The organism is Tistrella bauzanensis (assembly GCF_014636235.1).
In the GTDB taxonomy this organism is placed as follows: domain Bacteria; phylum Pseudomonadota; class Alphaproteobacteria; order Tistrellales; family Tistrellaceae; genus Tistrella; species Tistrella bauzanensis.
Map to the genome: position 1 here is coordinate 28,753 of NZ_BMDZ01000049.1, position 14,292 is coordinate 43,044.

Genomic DNA, 14,292 nt, shown 5'->3' on the forward strand with positions numbered 1-14,292 from the left:
CGCGGCAGATCTGCAACCGTCGCGCACATTACCCGCTTGGCAGGCCGTGCCGCCTGCTTCCATACTGCAGCCGCCATCACCATCCGGGCGGGAGCGGACATGCCAGCGATATCATCCGTCAGCACAGTGCCGCAGCCCTTCCGCCAGGGCCTGACCGACGCCATTCCGGTGGCGGTGACCTTTCTGTTCATCTTCACCGCCTATGGCGCAGTGGCGCGCGACGCCGGGCTCGGTATCGCACAGGCGGTGGCGGTGACCGTGGCGGTGTTCGCGGCCCCCGCGCAATTCGTCATTCTGGGGCCCCTGACCGCCCATGCCTGGGCGACCGTCGCCGGGATCGCGCTGGTGGTGAATTTCCGCATCCTGCTGATGGGGGCGGCCCTGGTACCACATTATGGCGGGCTGGCGAAGCGCCATGTCCTGCCGCCCTTGATGTTCCTGTCGGCCAGCACCTTCGCGCTGGGCTATACCTATGCCGCAGGCCACCCGGAAATCGGCGCCGGCCTCAAATTCCGCTATTATCTGGGGGTCGTGGCGATATCGCTGCCGCTGGCGGCCGGCGGCTCGGCGGCCGGTTTCGTGGTCGCCGATGTTCTGCCGCCGGCGCTGAACGCCCTGCTGCTGCTGGTCATGCCGGTTTATTTCACCACCCTGCTGGCCAAAGCCGCCCGCCGGCTTGCCCCCTTCGTCGCCGGCCTGACCGGGTTCGTCCTGGTCGATCCCGTGGACCAGCTGGCACCGGGCTTCGGCCTGATGATCGTGGCGGTGTGCACCGGCCTTGCCATCGTCGCGGTCGAGGAACTGGCCCGGAGGCATCGCGCATGACCACCATCGATCCCGCCGCCATGACCAGTGTGGCCGGCGATCCCCTGGTCTGGGCGGCGATCCTGCTGGCCGGTGTGGTCAGCCATGCCCTGCGGATGCTGCCCTTCGTGGTGCTGCGCCCGCCCGAGAACGCGGCGGCGAGCCCGCTGTTCCGGTTCTTCGATTACGCCGCCTTCGCCGTTCTGGGCGGCATCATCGGCAGCGCGCTGCTCACCCCCCTGCCCGGCCGCGCGCTGATGGGCTATGCCCATGGCGCCACGCTGGTATCGGTGGTGGTGGTGGTCGCGTGCTTCCTGATCGCGCGGCGGCTGGACCGGCCGCTGCTGATCGTGCCGCTGGGGCTGGCCAGTCACGCATTGCTGACGATGCTGCTGGTGACTTGACGCGTGACGGGGGCACTGTCTAAGGTCGTGGGACCGGGCCCGGTCGGTCCCGCCCATCCGCGGAAAGGGCTGCGCCCGCGATCCTGACGACGATCCGGCCGATCCCTGCATCTGCCCTTGTCCTCATCTGCCGGCGGATACGGATGAGATCGGATAAGGGATCCCATCATGGACGACCATAGCCCTGACGCGCCCGCCCCGACGGCGGCGCCGGCGGCGGACCACCCGTTTCATCTCCATCTCGATCAGCAGCGCAAGCGCGCCCGGGATTTGCTACGCGCCTGTCTCGACGGCGACGCCGTGGCGGACCACCGCCTGCGCCGCCATCACCCACGCGCCGGCCAGCCGCCGACACTGACCGACGCCCAGCATGCCATCGCCCGCGAATTGGGGCTGGCGTCCTGGCCAAGGCTCAAGGCCCATATACTGGCGCTCGACCGGGCACGCGCGGCCATCCGCCATGGCGATCCCGCGCCCGATGGTGACAGCGACACGCTGCATATCCGCTGTGGCAGCGATATCCGCGAGCGCCTGCGGCAGGCTGGCTTCACCGGCGATTTCCTTGAGGTGTCGGACCCGCTCTGCCACGGGCCCATTCCCGCCGACGGCGACCTGATAGCGATCCGCGCCGCGTTCATCGTGGCCCAATACGGCGCGGTGCTGCCACTGGATGTGGACGGGGTGACCGGCAAGCTGACCGCGGCGGAGCGTGCGCTTCGGGCCGCCGCCGGCGGAAACCGGCGAGTGGTGCTGTGGATGGAACATGATGCCTATGATCAGTTGATCCTGGCCCGCTGCCTGGCGGTGTTTGCCGAGCATGGCGCGCCCGCCCGGCTTGAGCTGATCCAGCGCGACCACTTCCCCGGCCGGGCGCGGTTCATCGGCCTTGGACAACTGGACCCGGAAGCGCTGCGGATGTTGTGGACGGAACGCGTGCCGCTCGACGCGCGCCATCTGGCATTGGGCCACAGGGTCTGGGCAGCCCTCAGCGATCCGTCACCCGAGCCCCTCGCCCGGCTTGCCGGGGACGGCACCGCACCGTTGCCGGTGATGGCGCCGGCCCTGCGGCGCCATCTCGCCGAGCTTCCGGGCGTTGAGGACGGCCTGTCGCTGACCGAGCGTCTGACGCTCGACCTTGTGGCCGAGGCCGGCGATACCCCGTTGACCATCGGGCGCCTGTTCGGCCGGATGATGCGCGAGCGCGACCCCCTGCCCGCCCTGGGGGACGTGATGTATCTGGCGATCGTCGCCGAACTGGCCCGGGCAGCACAGCCCGCGATCGCGCTGACGCCTGCCGCAGACCCGTTCACGGCCATGGTCACCCTGACCGGACACGGGCAGGCCGTGCTTTACCAGGAGCTGGATGCCATGGCCCTGGCGCCGCCGGTGCGCTGGGTCGGCGGCTGCCGGATCGATCCGGCGGCACCCCATTGGCGCTGGGACCGGCAGGCGGATCGGCCGGTCCTGCATCCCGCCATCCTCTGACCACGAGGCGGCGTCGATCGTGCGAACTGGCCCTGTACGAGAAAGGCCCCGGGCGTCTCCGCCACGGGGCCTTTCTCAGCAGGTCAGACGCGGCCGGCATAAGCCGGCCACGATCTGTCCGATCAATAATAGTCGTACTTGCCGTTGCTCCACTTATAGACCACGTAGCCGGGAGCGGCGACGTCACCCTTGGCGTCGAAACCGATGCTGCCGAGCACGGTGTCGAAGGTCATCTCGTGCAGCTTGGCCGAGACCGGCTCCAGCTCCACCGACTTGGCGGCATTGGCGGCCTGGGCCCAGGCCTGAACCGCGCCATAGGTATAGAGCGTATAGCCTTCCGGATCGAAGCCGGCAGCGGTGAACTTCTCCACCACCGGGGCGGCGGCCGGGTTGCGCTTTGGATCGGGACTGAAGGTCATCAGCGCGCCTTCACCGGCGGGGCCGGTGATCGACCACCATTCCTCGGTGACCATGGCATCGCCCGACATCAGTACGGCGTCGAGGCCCGCTTCCTTGGCCTGACGCTGGATCAGCGCCGACTCGGTGTGATAGCCGCCGACATAGATCAGGTCGATATTCTCGGACTTCATCTTGGTGACGAGGGCCGAATAATCCTTCTCACCAGCCGTATAGGCCTCGTACATGGCCTCCTTGAAGCCCAGCTTGTCGAGGCTCTTGCGGGTCTCGTCGGCCAGGCCCTGGCCATAGGTGGTCTTGTCGTGAAGGATCGCGACCTTCTTGCCCTTGAACTTGTCGGCAATGAAGGCGGCCGCCACTTCGCCCTGCTGATCGTCGCGACCGCAGGTGCGGAACACGCCTTCCAGGCCACGCTCGGTGAGCTGCGGATTGGTCGAGCCGGGCGAAATCTGGACGATGCCTTCCTCGTTATAGATGTCCGAAGCCGGGATCGACGACGACGAGCACCAATGGCCCGCCACGAAGACCACGTCATCCGACACCAGCTTGTTGGCCAGAGACACCGCCTGCTTGGGGTCGCAGGCATCGTCGCCGACCACCAGCTTCAGCTGTTCGCCGTTCACGCCGCCCGCGGCATTGATGTCCTTCACCGCCATCTCGGCGCCGTTGCGCATCTGGGTGCCGATCACGGCATACTGGCCGGTCATCGGCCCCGCCACCGAAATCACGATCTCGGCCTGCGCCGCGCCAGCCAGCGCCAGCGTCGCCACCGCGCCGAGCAGCGCGCCCTTGAGACCGCGATTGATCGAAGTCCTGGTCATGGTCGTCTCCCTGTTGACCCGCACCGACAGGCCGTTGATGCCCGTTCCCCCGGTCCGGAAACCCGTCTGAGCGGCTGGCCTGTCTGGATGTCCAGACGATCAGCCTGCCGCCCCGCCCTTGTCGCGCCAGCCGAAAATACCGGCGCGCTCGAAAGCCCATGGATACTGCTTTACCATCATTTTCGCCTGATAGGCACGATAGACGATCGCCGCAATCGCGATCAGCACCACCGCGTCCAGAACGAAGCCGCCGCCCGACAGCAGAACACCGTCATAAAGCGCATATTTCAGAAACCGGCTCGCCGCCGCCAACAGCACGCCATAGGGCGCAACATGCCACACCGGCCGCCAGGTGGTCGCCAATGCCCGCCCGGTCATGAAGGCGCAGAACCCGGTCAGCACCAGCGTCACGCCGATGAACACGGGCCATGTGCTGCCGATCATGCTCTCCATTGCCCGCTCCCTTCAAGGCTGCTGCGCGACGGGGCCGCCCGGCGGCGCAGCATGGCCCGCCTATGGACCAGGACCACCATCAATGCCCTCCTTCCAGATAGGCCCGCCGGACCTCCGGATCGGCCAGAAGCGCCTGGCCGGTGCCCGAGGTCACGATCTGCCCGGTTGCCATCACATAGCCGCGATGGGCCAGTTTCAGGGCATGGAAGGCGTTCTGTTCGACCAGAAAAATAGTGATCTTCTCGGTTTCGTTGATCTCGCGGATGATCGAGAAGATCTGCTTCACCACCAGCGGCGCCAGGCCCAGCGATGGTTCATCCAGCAGCAGAAGCCGCGGCCGGCTCATCAGCGCCCGGCCGATCGCCAGCATCTGCTGTTCGCCACCCGACAGGGTGCCGCCGCGCTGGTTGCGACGTTCCTTCAGGCGCGGGAACAAGGTCAGTACCCGCTCGATGTCCTGCGCGAAGTACTTAGAGTCGGTCGTCACCGCCCCCAATTGCAGGTTTTCCATCACCGTCATGCGCGGGAACACCCGCCGGCCTTCAGGCGACTGGGCGATGCCCCGACGGACGATGTCATGGGTCTCGCGCCGGGTGATGTCCTCGCCGCAGAAATGGATGCTGCCGGTCCGCGCCCGTGGATTGCCGCAGATGCTCATCAGAAGGGTCGACTTGCCGGCGCCGTTGGCACCGATCAACGACACGATCTCGCCTTCGGCAACCGACATCGACACGCCTTTCAGCGCCTGGATGTTGCCGTAATAGGTTTCGATCCCGGAAATTTCGAGCATCAATGCGCCTCCCGGTCGATGCCAAGGTCGGCCGCAACCGCGTCGGGCAGCGCCTCGTCTTCCTCCTCGCCCAGATAGGCGCGGATCACGTTCGGGTCGTTCCTGACCGCTTCCGGACGGTCATCGGCGATCTTGCGACCATAGTCGAGCACCACGACATGATCGGAAATCGCCATCACCACGCTCATGTCATGCTCGATGAGCATCAGGCCCACCTGATCCTGATCGCGGATCGACAGCAGCAGGTTGTTCAGTTCAAGCGATTCGCGCGGGTTCAACCCGGCGGCCGGCTCGTCCAGGCACAACACCGCCGGACGGGTGCACATCGCACGCGCAATCTCCAGCCGCCGCTGATGACCATAGGGCAACTCGCTGGCCAGCCGATCGGCATGATCGAGCAGGTCGATGCGTCGCAGCCAGCTTGCCGCCAGATCAAGGGCTTCGCTCTCGACCTTGCGATAGGATGGCAGACCGAACAGGCCGGCGACCGAGAAGGCGGATGCCGCCATCAACCGGTTGTGCTGGGCGATCAGCAGATTCTCCAGCACCGACAGGCTGGGAAACAGGCGGATATTCTGGAAGGTGCGGCCCACGCCGGCCCGCGCGATGCGGAAGCCGTCCATCCGTTCCAGCTTATGGGCCCCGGTGGCGGTGTGCAGTGTCAGGGCGCCGGCGGTCGGGCGATAGAACCCGGTCAGGCAGTTGAACACCGTGGTCTTGCCGGCGCCATTGGGGCCGATCAGGGCGGTGATCTCGTTCTGCCGGGCGGTGAAGCTCAGATTATCAATGGCGGTCAGGCCACCGAAACGCATGGTGAGGTGCTCGACCTCCAGCAGCGGCGCCGCGGTCACGGGCGCCGGCCGGCCGGCATCAGTGGTGATGGATCCGGTCATTCTGTCAGGCCCCCGCGCGTCACTGATACCGGCCATCGAGGCCGAGCCTCGATTTCAGCCGGGAAAGCTGCATGGTCGGCTCGCGGAAGGCGAGCAGGCCACGCGGCCGCCAGATCATGATCAGCACCATGGCCCCGCCAAAGAACAGCATGCGGAACTGCTGCAGATCACGGGCCAGTTCCGGCAGCAGGATCAGCAGGATTGCCGCCAGAACCACGCCGACCTGGCTGCCCATGCCGCCCAGCACCACAATCGCCAGGATGACGGCACTTTCGGTGAAGACGAAGCTTTCAGGGCTGATGAAGCCCTGGCGGGTGGCGAAGAATGCCCCGGCGAAGCCGCCGAAGGTGGCGCCCAGCGCGAAGGCCGACAGTTTGACATTGGTCGGGTTGATCCCCAGCGACCGGCAGGCGATCTCGTCTTCCCGCAAGGCCTCCCAGGCCCGGCCGATCGGCAGTTTGCGCAGGCGGAGCACCACCAGATTGGTGATCATCGCCAGCACCAGGATGATGTAGTACAGGAACACCACCCGGTGTTCCGAGGAATAGTCGAGCCCGAACAACTGGTGAAAGGCGACCTCGCCCTCGTCTGGCCGGCGGGTGAAGTCGAACCCGAAGAAACTGGGGCGCGGGATATTGGCGACGCCATTGGGGCCGCCGGTGAACCAGCTCCAGTTCAGCAGCACCACACGGATGATCTCGCCAAAACCGAGTGTCACGATCGCCAGATAGTCGCCGCGCAGACGCAGCACCGGATAGCCGAGGGCGATGCCGAACGATGCCGCGAACACCCCCGCCAATGGCAGGCAGATCCAGAACGACCAGCCGAAATAGGCGTTCAGCAGGGCATAGGAATAGGCGCCCACGGCATAGAACGCGACATAGCCCAGATCGAGCAGGCCGGCCAGGCCGACCACGATGTTCAGCCCCCAGCCCAGCATCACATAGATCAGCACCAGCGTCGCCAGATCGACCGAGGTCCGGTCCATGAACGGCAGCATCGGCAGCACCAACGCCACCACGGCGCCGCCCCAGCCGATCGCTTTCAAATACTTGGCAACGCCCTGCCCGGCATTCGCCGGATTGCGGCGCCCGGCACCGGGGCCCCGGACGCCGGTCCACAGCGACAGCGCCAGCCGGCCGGCGAACACCGCCGCGACCGCGATGATCACCCAGCTCCAGCGCGGTTCCACCACCACCACGGCGCCTTCGGCCACGGTTCGCAAGCCCAGCATGGGCAGAGCGATGACCAGGGCCACGAAGGCCGCCAGCCCTGCATCCTTGAGCGCCGCACCGACAGGGTTGGGGCCGGCAGCGGTCTTGGTTGTCGTGGTCATCGCCATCAAACCTTCTCGACCTCAGGCTGGCCCAGCAGACCGGTCGGGCGGAAGATCAGCACCGCCACCAGGATCGTGAATGCCGCGACATCCTTGTATTCTGCCGAGAAATACCCCGACCAGAAGGCTTCGATCAGGCCCAGAAGCAGCCCGCCGAGCATGGCGCCAGGCAACGAGCCGATCCCCCCCAGCACCGCCGCCGTGAACGCCTTCAACCCGGCGAGGAAGCCGATATAGAAGTCGATGACACCGTAATAGAGGGTGACCATCAGCCCGGCCACGGCCGCGAGCGCCGCCCCCATCACAAAGGTCAGCGAGACCGTGCGATTGACATCGATGCCCAGCAGAGACGCCATCTTCATGTCCTGCTCGCAGGCCCGCTGAGCACGCCCGAGCGGCGTGCGCTTGATCACCAGCGTGAAGGCGGTCATCGAGGCGACCGTCGTCAACAGGATCAGCAACTGGATATACGAGATGGTGACCGCGTTCTCCCCGAAGCCATGCAGGCTGATCCCGCCCGAGATCACTGGCTGCAACGCCTTGGTCCGCGCGCCCTGCACGATCTGGACATAGTTCTGCAGGAAGATCGACATGCCGATGGCCGAGATCAGCGGCGCCAGCCGGAACGACCCGCGCAACGGCCGATAAGCCACCCGCTCGATCGCCCAGCCATAAGCGGCGGTGAAGGCCATGGCGATCAGCAGCACCATCAGCAGGGCCAGCGGCACATAGGTGATGCCGGCCATGCCCAGAACCGCGAAGGCGATGAGCGAAATGAAGGCACCGATCATGTAGACCTCGCCATGGGCGAAGTTGATCATGCCGATGATGCCGTACACCATCGTGTACCCGATGGCGATCAGCCCGTAGATGCCGCCGAGCGTGAGCCCGTTGACCAATTGCTGAAGAAAATAGTCCATGACCCCCCGATACGGTCTTGGTCACGGCCGGTTCGACGGGCGGTCATCTGAACGTCTCTGAACCGGAAAATATCGATATCGCGTCCGTCCGGGCGGATTAAGGGCGTCATGCCGGACTGCCCCGTCCCGCGACATCGCCCCGTCCACGCGCATGACGTGCCGGCATGCCTGCCCGCGCCGCCATATGCGATCGAACCCGCGCCCGAACGGATGACACCTTCCCCCTGGTCATCCGAGATCGCCCGTCATTCCGCAAACGTCTTGCAGCCCCCGGTGTCGAGACTTCTCTGCGGCATGCAGCCGCGGTCTCGATCCCCTGTCATCGATCTTCACAAAAGAGTAGCCATGCGGGAACCGGTGCGGCAAGCATCGATTGGCCGGTTGATGAAGATTTGCCAGAACCGGCCTGCACAATCGCAATCATTCCGGCAAGCCCCCGTATCACGCACAACTCGATCATCCTGTCCGCATCGATCCACTGCCGGTGGATAGATCCGCCATCACGATCGGACAGGTACCGTTCAGGCGATGATCGACCGCCCCCCCTTGCGTCCAGGGGCGGGTCGCGGCTCAGCCGCCGGGGTCGGGGCCGCCCCGGCCTTGCGGGCGCGGACATAGGCAAGCTTGTCGCGGGCCAGCCGCGCGAGCGCCGCTTCAGCGGTGCCATGCGGTGCAATGAAGGTGACCTCCTCGCCCGTCGCCGCATCGATCGCCGCCACGCGGAGCGACACACCGGCGGCCGTGATTTCCAGCAGAATGTCGTCGGACGGGGTGGTCATGGCTGTCGGCTCCGGCAGCGACGGGAAGACTGATCTTCCGAAGTGTCCTCCCACGCCCCGGCGGGCGCAAGCGACAAGCCGCCACCCGGAGCGATCACAGGCCGGTGCAAATAGGCCAATGCAGAATCGAACGGGCGCCGGAAGACATCATCCGGCGCCCGCTGATCGTTGGTCATGATGTCCGGGGGAACGAACCCTGGTCAGGCGACCGCCACATCGCAATCCCGCGCCAGCCCGAGTGCCGCCCAGACCGCGGTCAGCGCGGTGACCAGCTGATCCATCATCGCGTCGTCGTGGAACGGCGACGGCGTGAAGCGCAGGCGTTCGGTGCCGCGCGGCACGGTCGGATAATTGATCGGCTGGACATAGATGCCATGCTCGTCGAGCAGCATGTCGGTCGCCGCCTTGCACAGCACCGGATCGCCGACCATCACCGGCACGATATGGCTTTCCGACGGCATCACCGGCAGGCCGGCTTCGGCCAGAAGCCGCTTCAACCGGGCCGCGCGATCCTGATGGCGGGTCCGCTCTGCGGTGCTTTCCTTCAGGTGACGGACGCTGGCGAGCGCACCGCCTGCCACCGCCGGCGGCACCGCGGTCGAGAAGATGAAGCCGGGCGCATTGCTGCGGATGAAATCGATCGTCGCCGCCGAGGCCGCGACATAGCCGCCGATCACGCCGAATGCCTTGGCCAGCGTGCCCTGGATCAGATCGATCCGGTCCATCAGGCCACGGGCCTCGGCAACGCCACCGCCGCGCGGACCATAGAGGCCGACCGCATGGACCTCGTCGATATACGAGAACGCGCCATGACGCTCGCAGACATCCAGAATCTCGGCGATCGGCGCGATGTCGCCATCCATCGAATACACCGACTCGAAGGCCACGATCTTGGGTGCCGCCGGGTCGACCGAGGCGAGCTTCGCCTCAAGATCGGCCGGATCATTGTGCTTGAACACATGGCGCGCCGCACCCGAATGGCGGATGCCAGCGATCATCGACGCATGGTTCAGTGCGTCGGAAAAGATATGGCAGCCGGGCATGCCGCGTGCCAGCGTCGACAGCGCGGCTTCATTGGCGTTATAGCCCGAGGTGAACAGCAGCGCCGCCTGCTTGCCGTGCAGATCGGCCAGTTCCGCTTCCAGCAGGACGTGCAGATGATTGGTGCCTGAGATATTGCGGGTGCCACCGGCGCCGGCGCCCATGGCACGCACGGCATCCTGCATGGCGGCAAGCACTTTGGGATGCTGGCCCATGCCCAGATAGTCGTTGCTGCACCAGACCGTGATGTCGCGCGGCCCCTCGGCGCCGTGATGGGTTGCCCGCGGAAATGCGCCGGCACGGCGTTCAAGATCCGCGAAGACGCGGTAACGCCCCTCTCGCCTGAGATCGGCGAGGGCTGCCTCGAAGAACGCCTGATAATCCATCACAAACCTCACACAACACGTCGTGACGTGGTCTGCCCGTCGGTTCATCCGCGAGCTTCAGACCCACGTGCCGGGAAGACTTGAACCGGTACATGGTTGCATCGGAGATCCGATGGCCCCCGTAAGACCGGCCGCTTCCTCTTGCTGCGGACACGCCACGCACCGGACCGGCGTTGCGGTCGACCAGACCGGCGTCGCCCGAGGCGTTGCATGTTGATGCCATAAACATAGGCCGGGCGCCAACGCGACACAACGCCGCGTTGGCATCATGACCCGTCGGACCGATCGGCCATGGCGGCGTCAGGTGGTCAGCCGGAGATCAGATCGCCGGGGCCAGATCACTGGTCATCGCCGCTGACCGCCAGACGATAGCGTTCAGTGGTGCGGTCCACGCGACGCGCCAGCTCGCGCATGATCTCGATCGCCATCTGCGGAACCTGGGCGATCAGCTGATAGAACAGCTCCTTGGATATCCTGAGAGCCGTGACCGGCGAGGCCGCGACCACCGTCGCCGTGCGCGGCACATCGCAGAGGATGGCGATTTCACCCACCACGTCGTTTCGGCCCAGATCCGCCACCTTCAGCGGCCCGCGCGGTGTCGCCACCTGCACCTCGGCGCTGCCCTCGACGATGATATAGACCGCATCGCCCACCTCGCCTTCCGAGAACACCGTGTCGCCCGGATCGAAGGTCAGCCTCTCGCTGGTAAAGGCGACGAGCTTGAGCTTCGCCGGCTCGATGTTCGCGAACATCGGCACATTGCGCAGCACCTCCACGTCACGGATCAGGCTCACTGTCGCCTCCTGCACCTGGAGCAGATCACATCCCGATGCCCTCATCGGGACGACTAACGATGCCCGGGCCGCGGCCATGGGCCCGCGGCTCCGCGGCCTTGCATGACGTCACGCGTCGCCGACCAGACGCCGATACGCGCTGCCGTCGATATCCACCTCGTCGGGCGTCCCCGACTGCACCACCCGTCCACCCTGCATGACCACCACCCGATCGAAGGACCGGGCCAGAACCGGCCGCTGCACGGACCATACGATGGCACGCCCTGTCATCGCCTCGCGCAGCCGCTCGATAATCTCCACCTGCTCCAGCGCATCGACGGCCGATGTCGGCTCGGACAGCACCATCATGTCGGGCCGTTTCAGCAGTGCCCGGGCGATGGCCGCCTTCTGACGCTGGGCGTTCGACAGCCGCGATCCGCCCGAGCCGACATGGAAGCTCAAGCCCACCACCATCACCATGTCGCGCAGCCCGGCATCGTCGACCACCTGGGCCAGTTTCTGACCCACCCGGCCACGCGCCTGAGCCTGACCGTAAACCACCCGTCCGAACAGGATGTTGTCCTGAATCGAACTCTGCGCATGATACTTCGTTCTGTCGAAGAACTCGATTCGTCCCTTCAGGTCGTCAGGGCTGTTGTCCATCAGACGCCTGCGCGCCGTCAGCATACGGTCGCGGACACGGTCATCGAGAACGTCCAGCCGGTGCCGTGCCGGAATCAGCCGGAAGGCGAGACCCGCCAGACGCCGGCGCTCCTGCGCATCCAGAGTCCCCACGCCCTCGCGCTCGATCCGGTTCAACAGCACCTGATAAACCGGCAGGTCCTCAGACGAAATGAAGCTGTACTGCTCGAAGAACTCGTGATCGGCCGGCAGATCGGCGAAGAGTTCGATCATGGTGGCAGCGATCCGACGTCCGGCCTCGACCAGATCGGCGTCGAGCCCGCCTTCCGACAACACCTCGGCCACGAACGGGTGCTCTGTCAGGGTCTCAAGATCTTCGCCATCGCCACGTGGCGCACCGAACAGCAGGTTTTCGGCGACACTCGCATTGTCGTTCCAGCGGTCGACCTCGAACGGCTCGACCAGCTTGCCCAGTCCCTCATCCGCCAGGGCCTGATGAAAGGTCTCGCGCCCCTTCAGCACCCGTTCGGCCCGCTCGGGCTCAGCCGCGGGGTCCAGTCGGCCACGCAGGCCCAACGCGAAGACATCCTCGTCCAGCCGCACGATCTTCAGCACCTCGACCAGCCGGCGCTCCACCGCCTCGGTACCTTTACCGCCCACCGCCTCATAATCGATCCAGTCGGCCCGCACGTCGTATTCACAATTGCCCGACCGTTTCGCCTCGTTCAGGTCACGTTCCCAGATCGGCCGGCTCTCGTCGTCAAGCTCACGCGGGGTCAATGGCCGGTGCTTCAGGCCATAGAGCAGGTTGTCTGCGAGCGACATATTGAAGAAGGCGGTCGAGGATCCGACAAAAGCGATCCGCCGACCGACCACGGCATCAGGCAGGGTTGCCAGATCCTTGCCGCCAATGGTGATGCGGCCCGATTGCGGATCGGCCAGCCGCGCCAGCGTCAGCGCAAGCTCGTGCTTGCCGCTGCCGGCACCGCCGACGATCGCCGTGTGGCTGTCGAGCGGCAGATGCAGGGACACCCCATCCAGCAGCTGGATCTCGCCCTCATCGGCCAGACGGACATTCGACAGCACCACCTCGCCCGTGAACGGTTCGATCGCGGCCGGATCGTTCAGCAGGCGCTCCGCTTCGACCATGCCCGCCGGTTCGAACTGTGCCACCACCTGCTCGTATTTGATGCGGGCATCTTCCTTCATCTGGTAATAGGCGAGCAGCTCCTTCCAGGGCGCGTACAGTTCCTTATAGGCGCTGAGCACCGCCACCAGCGCACCCACCGACAATTCACCACGGATCACCAGCCAGCCGCCGATCGCGAAGAAGAAGAATGGCCCCAACTGCGATATGAAATTGTTCAGAAACTTGATAAAGAATTTTCGAATATAGATCTCGTACCGGACCTTGAACACACCGTTCATCCGGTCCGAAAAATCCGCCAGTTCATAGGCGGCCGTGTCGTTCGACCTGATTTCCTGGATGCCGCCGATGGTCTCACCAATCCGATCCGAGACCTTGCGCATCAGCCGCACGCGGGTCTTGCCGAGATTATTGACCTTACGCTGCAGCTTGGGAATCAGGTAAATCTGGATCGGATACAATGAAACCGCCGCCAACCCCATCAGCGGATCCTGAATGAACAGGAAGGCCAGAATGGTCAGCAGCGTGCCGCCCTGATAGGCCGGCGTCGCAATCGCTTCGGCCACATAACCACCCAACGGTTCCACCTCGCTGGTGATCATCGGGATGGTTTCGCCGGCGCTGGTGCGTCGGAAATGCGGCAAGGGGAAGCGCAAGACCCGCATGAACAGGTCATAACGCAAGCGCCGCAACATCCGTTCGCCCAACAGGCCCTTATAGACGTTGATAATGTATTTGAAGGCCTGGTTGACGATCACCAGCAGCAGGAATATGCCGCAGAGCACGATCAGATATTCCATCTGATCGAAGTTGAAGCCGAAGAACGTCTTCGGAAAATCCTTTCCCTGAATCGCCTCATTCAGAATGATCTTGGGCAGATCCAGGAAGATGTAGAGGAAAGGAAAGGACGCCACGGTCATGATCAGCAGGACGATCTGCTGTCTGAGGCTGTGGCGTACGATATAGCGGAACAGGGAATGCTCCATCGTCGCTCAACCCTTTCCTCGTCCGACCTGAAACACACTGCCACTGCCAGATACATCACAGATGCACATCATGGTGCGGCGGCGGCTTAGCCTAAGCATCACCGCCCGTCCCTGCAAGCCCGCCGACGGCGGGACAGGGCAACGAGTTCAGGTTAACGCGGTGATCGGAATCTCTGGCGCACGATAGTTTGGCGTGATTCAACAGGCTTCCACAG

General features: G+C 65.0%; 13 protein-coding genes. 3 read left to right on the top strand and 10 right to left on the bottom strand.

The genetic code is table 11. The annotated features are described in order from the left end of the window. The first annotated feature begins 99 nt into the window (after positions 1 to 99). From IEW15_RS18015 to IEW15_RS18025, 3 genes are all read left to right on the top strand, one after another. Entirely contained in the window at positions 100 to 825 is a 726-nt protein-coding gene (locus IEW15_RS18015; RefSeq protein ID WP_188580445.1) for an AzlC family ABC transporter permease, read from the top strand. Next, positions 822 to 1,208 (top strand): AzlD domain-containing protein, encoded by a 387-nt coding sequence (locus IEW15_RS18020; RefSeq protein WP_188580448.1) that lies wholly within the window; start codon positions 822 to 824, stop codon positions 1,206 to 1,208. The genes IEW15_RS18015 and IEW15_RS18020 overlap by 4 nt, the downstream gene beginning before the upstream one ends. 168 nt (positions 1,209 to 1,376) lie before the next feature. Next, positions 1,377 to 2,693, top strand: coding sequence for a DUF1835 domain-containing protein (locus IEW15_RS18025; RefSeq protein ID WP_188580450.1), 1,317 nt, complete (start codon positions 1,377 to 1,379; stop codon positions 2,691 to 2,693). Between the two features lie 122 nt (positions 2,694 to 2,815). Here the strand turns inward: IEW15_RS18025 and IEW15_RS18030 are convergent, their stop codons facing one another. The 10 genes from IEW15_RS18030 to IEW15_RS18075 all read right to left on the bottom strand — a co-directional run bounded on the left by IEW15_RS18030 (position 2,816) and on the right by IEW15_RS18075 (position 14,077). After that, complete coding sequence (locus tag IEW15_RS18030) at positions 2,816 to 3,931, bottom strand: branched-chain amino acid ABC transporter substrate-binding protein (protein ID WP_188580452.1); 1,116 nt, start codon at positions 3,929 to 3,931, stop codon at positions 2,816 to 2,818. A 99-nt stretch (positions 3,932 to 4,030) separates the two neighbouring features. Beyond that, positions 4,031 to 4,384: a DUF6867 family protein gene (locus IEW15_RS18035; protein WP_188580454.1), complete on the bottom strand. Its 354-nt coding sequence runs from the start codon at positions 4,382 to 4,384 to the stop codon at positions 4,031 to 4,033. Positions 4,385 to 4,463: 79 nt separating this feature from the next. Further along, a complete protein-coding gene (locus IEW15_RS18040; protein WP_188580456.1) occupies positions 4,464 to 5,174 on the bottom strand; it encodes an ABC transporter ATP-binding protein in 711 nt (236 codons plus the stop codon). Further along, positions 5,174 to 6,067 (bottom strand): ABC transporter ATP-binding protein, encoded by an 894-nt coding sequence (locus IEW15_RS18045; RefSeq protein ID WP_188580458.1) that lies wholly within the window; start codon positions 6,065 to 6,067, stop codon positions 5,174 to 5,176. The genes IEW15_RS18040 and IEW15_RS18045 overlap by 1 nt, the downstream gene beginning before the upstream one ends. Before the next feature lie 19 nt (positions 6,068 to 6,086). Next, a complete protein-coding gene (gene livM, locus IEW15_RS18050) occupies positions 6,087 to 7,409 on the bottom strand; it encodes a high-affinity branched-chain amino acid ABC transporter permease LivM (RefSeq protein WP_188580461.1) in 1,323 nt (440 codons plus the stop codon). Further along, positions 7,409 to 8,323 (bottom strand): high-affinity branched-chain amino acid ABC transporter permease LivH, encoded by a 915-nt coding sequence (gene livH, locus IEW15_RS18055; RefSeq protein ID WP_188580462.1) that lies wholly within the window; start codon positions 8,321 to 8,323, stop codon positions 7,409 to 7,411. Before livH ends, livM begins: the two co-directional genes overlap by 1 nt. Before the next feature lie 521 nt (positions 8,324 to 8,844). Next, on the bottom strand, positions 8,845 to 9,102 hold the full coding sequence (locus IEW15_RS18060; RefSeq protein ID WP_188580464.1) for a DUF6898 family protein: 258 nt from the start codon (positions 9,100 to 9,102) through the stop codon (positions 8,845 to 8,847). A 200-nt stretch (positions 9,103 to 9,302) separates the two neighbouring features. After that, positions 9,303 to 10,529, bottom strand: a complete 1,227-nt coding sequence (gene hemA / locus IEW15_RS18065) for a 5-aminolevulinate synthase (RefSeq protein WP_188580467.1) — start codon at positions 10,527 to 10,529, stop codon at positions 9,303 to 9,305. A gap of 338 nt (positions 10,530 to 10,867) precedes the next feature. Beyond that, a complete protein-coding gene (locus IEW15_RS18070; protein WP_188580469.1) occupies positions 10,868 to 11,368 on the bottom strand; it encodes a cyclic nucleotide-binding domain-containing protein in 501 nt (166 codons plus the stop codon). Between the two features lie 63 nt (positions 11,369 to 11,431). Continuing rightward, positions 11,432 to 14,077, bottom strand: coding sequence for an ABC transporter ATP-binding protein (locus tag IEW15_RS18075; protein ID WP_188580472.1), 2,646 nt, complete (start codon positions 14,075 to 14,077; stop codon positions 11,432 to 11,434). Positions 14,078 to 14,292: the final 215 nt, after the last annotated feature.

Coding starts and splice junctions, on each gene's coding strand:
- IEW15_RS18015 (WP_188580445.1), top strand. CDS start 100: ATGCCAGCGATATCATCCGTCAGCACAGTGCCGCAGCCCTTCCGCCAG.
- IEW15_RS18020 (WP_188580448.1), top strand. CDS start 822: ATGACCACCATCGATCCCGCCGCCATGACCAGTGTGGCCGGCGATCCC.
- IEW15_RS18025 (WP_188580450.1), top strand. CDS start 1,377: ATGGACGACCATAGCCCTGACGCGCCCGCCCCGACGGCGGCGCCGGCG.
- IEW15_RS18030 (WP_188580452.1), bottom strand. CDS start 3,931: ATGACCAGGACTTCGATCAATCGCGGTCTCAAGGGCGCGCTGCTCGGC.
- IEW15_RS18035 (WP_188580454.1), bottom strand. CDS start 4,384: ATGGAGAGCATGATCGGCAGCACATGGCCCGTGTTCATCGGCGTGACG.
- IEW15_RS18040 (WP_188580456.1), bottom strand. CDS start 5,174: ATGCTCGAAATTTCCGGGATCGAAACCTATTACGGCAACATCCAGGCG.
- IEW15_RS18045 (WP_188580458.1), bottom strand. CDS start 6,067: ATGACCGGATCCATCACCACTGATGCCGGCCGGCCGGCGCCCGTGACC.
- livM (WP_188580461.1), bottom strand. CDS start 7,409: ATGGCGATGACCACGACAACCAAGACCGCTGCCGGCCCCAACCCTGTC.
- livH (WP_188580462.1), bottom strand. CDS start 8,323: ATGGACTATTTTCTTCAGCAATTGGTCAACGGGCTCACGCTCGGCGGC.
- IEW15_RS18060 (WP_188580464.1), bottom strand. CDS start 9,102: ATGACCACCCCGTCCGACGACATTCTGCTGGAAATCACGGCCGCCGGT.
- hemA (WP_188580467.1), bottom strand. CDS start 10,529: ATGGATTATCAGGCGTTCTTCGAGGCAGCCCTCGCCGATCTCAGGCGA.
- IEW15_RS18070 (WP_188580469.1), bottom strand. CDS start 11,368: ATGAGGGCATCGGGATGTGATCTGCTCCAGGTGCAGGAGGCGACAGTG.
- IEW15_RS18075 (WP_188580472.1), bottom strand. CDS start 14,077: ATGGAGCATTCCCTGTTCCGCTATATCGTACGCCACAGCCTCAGACAG.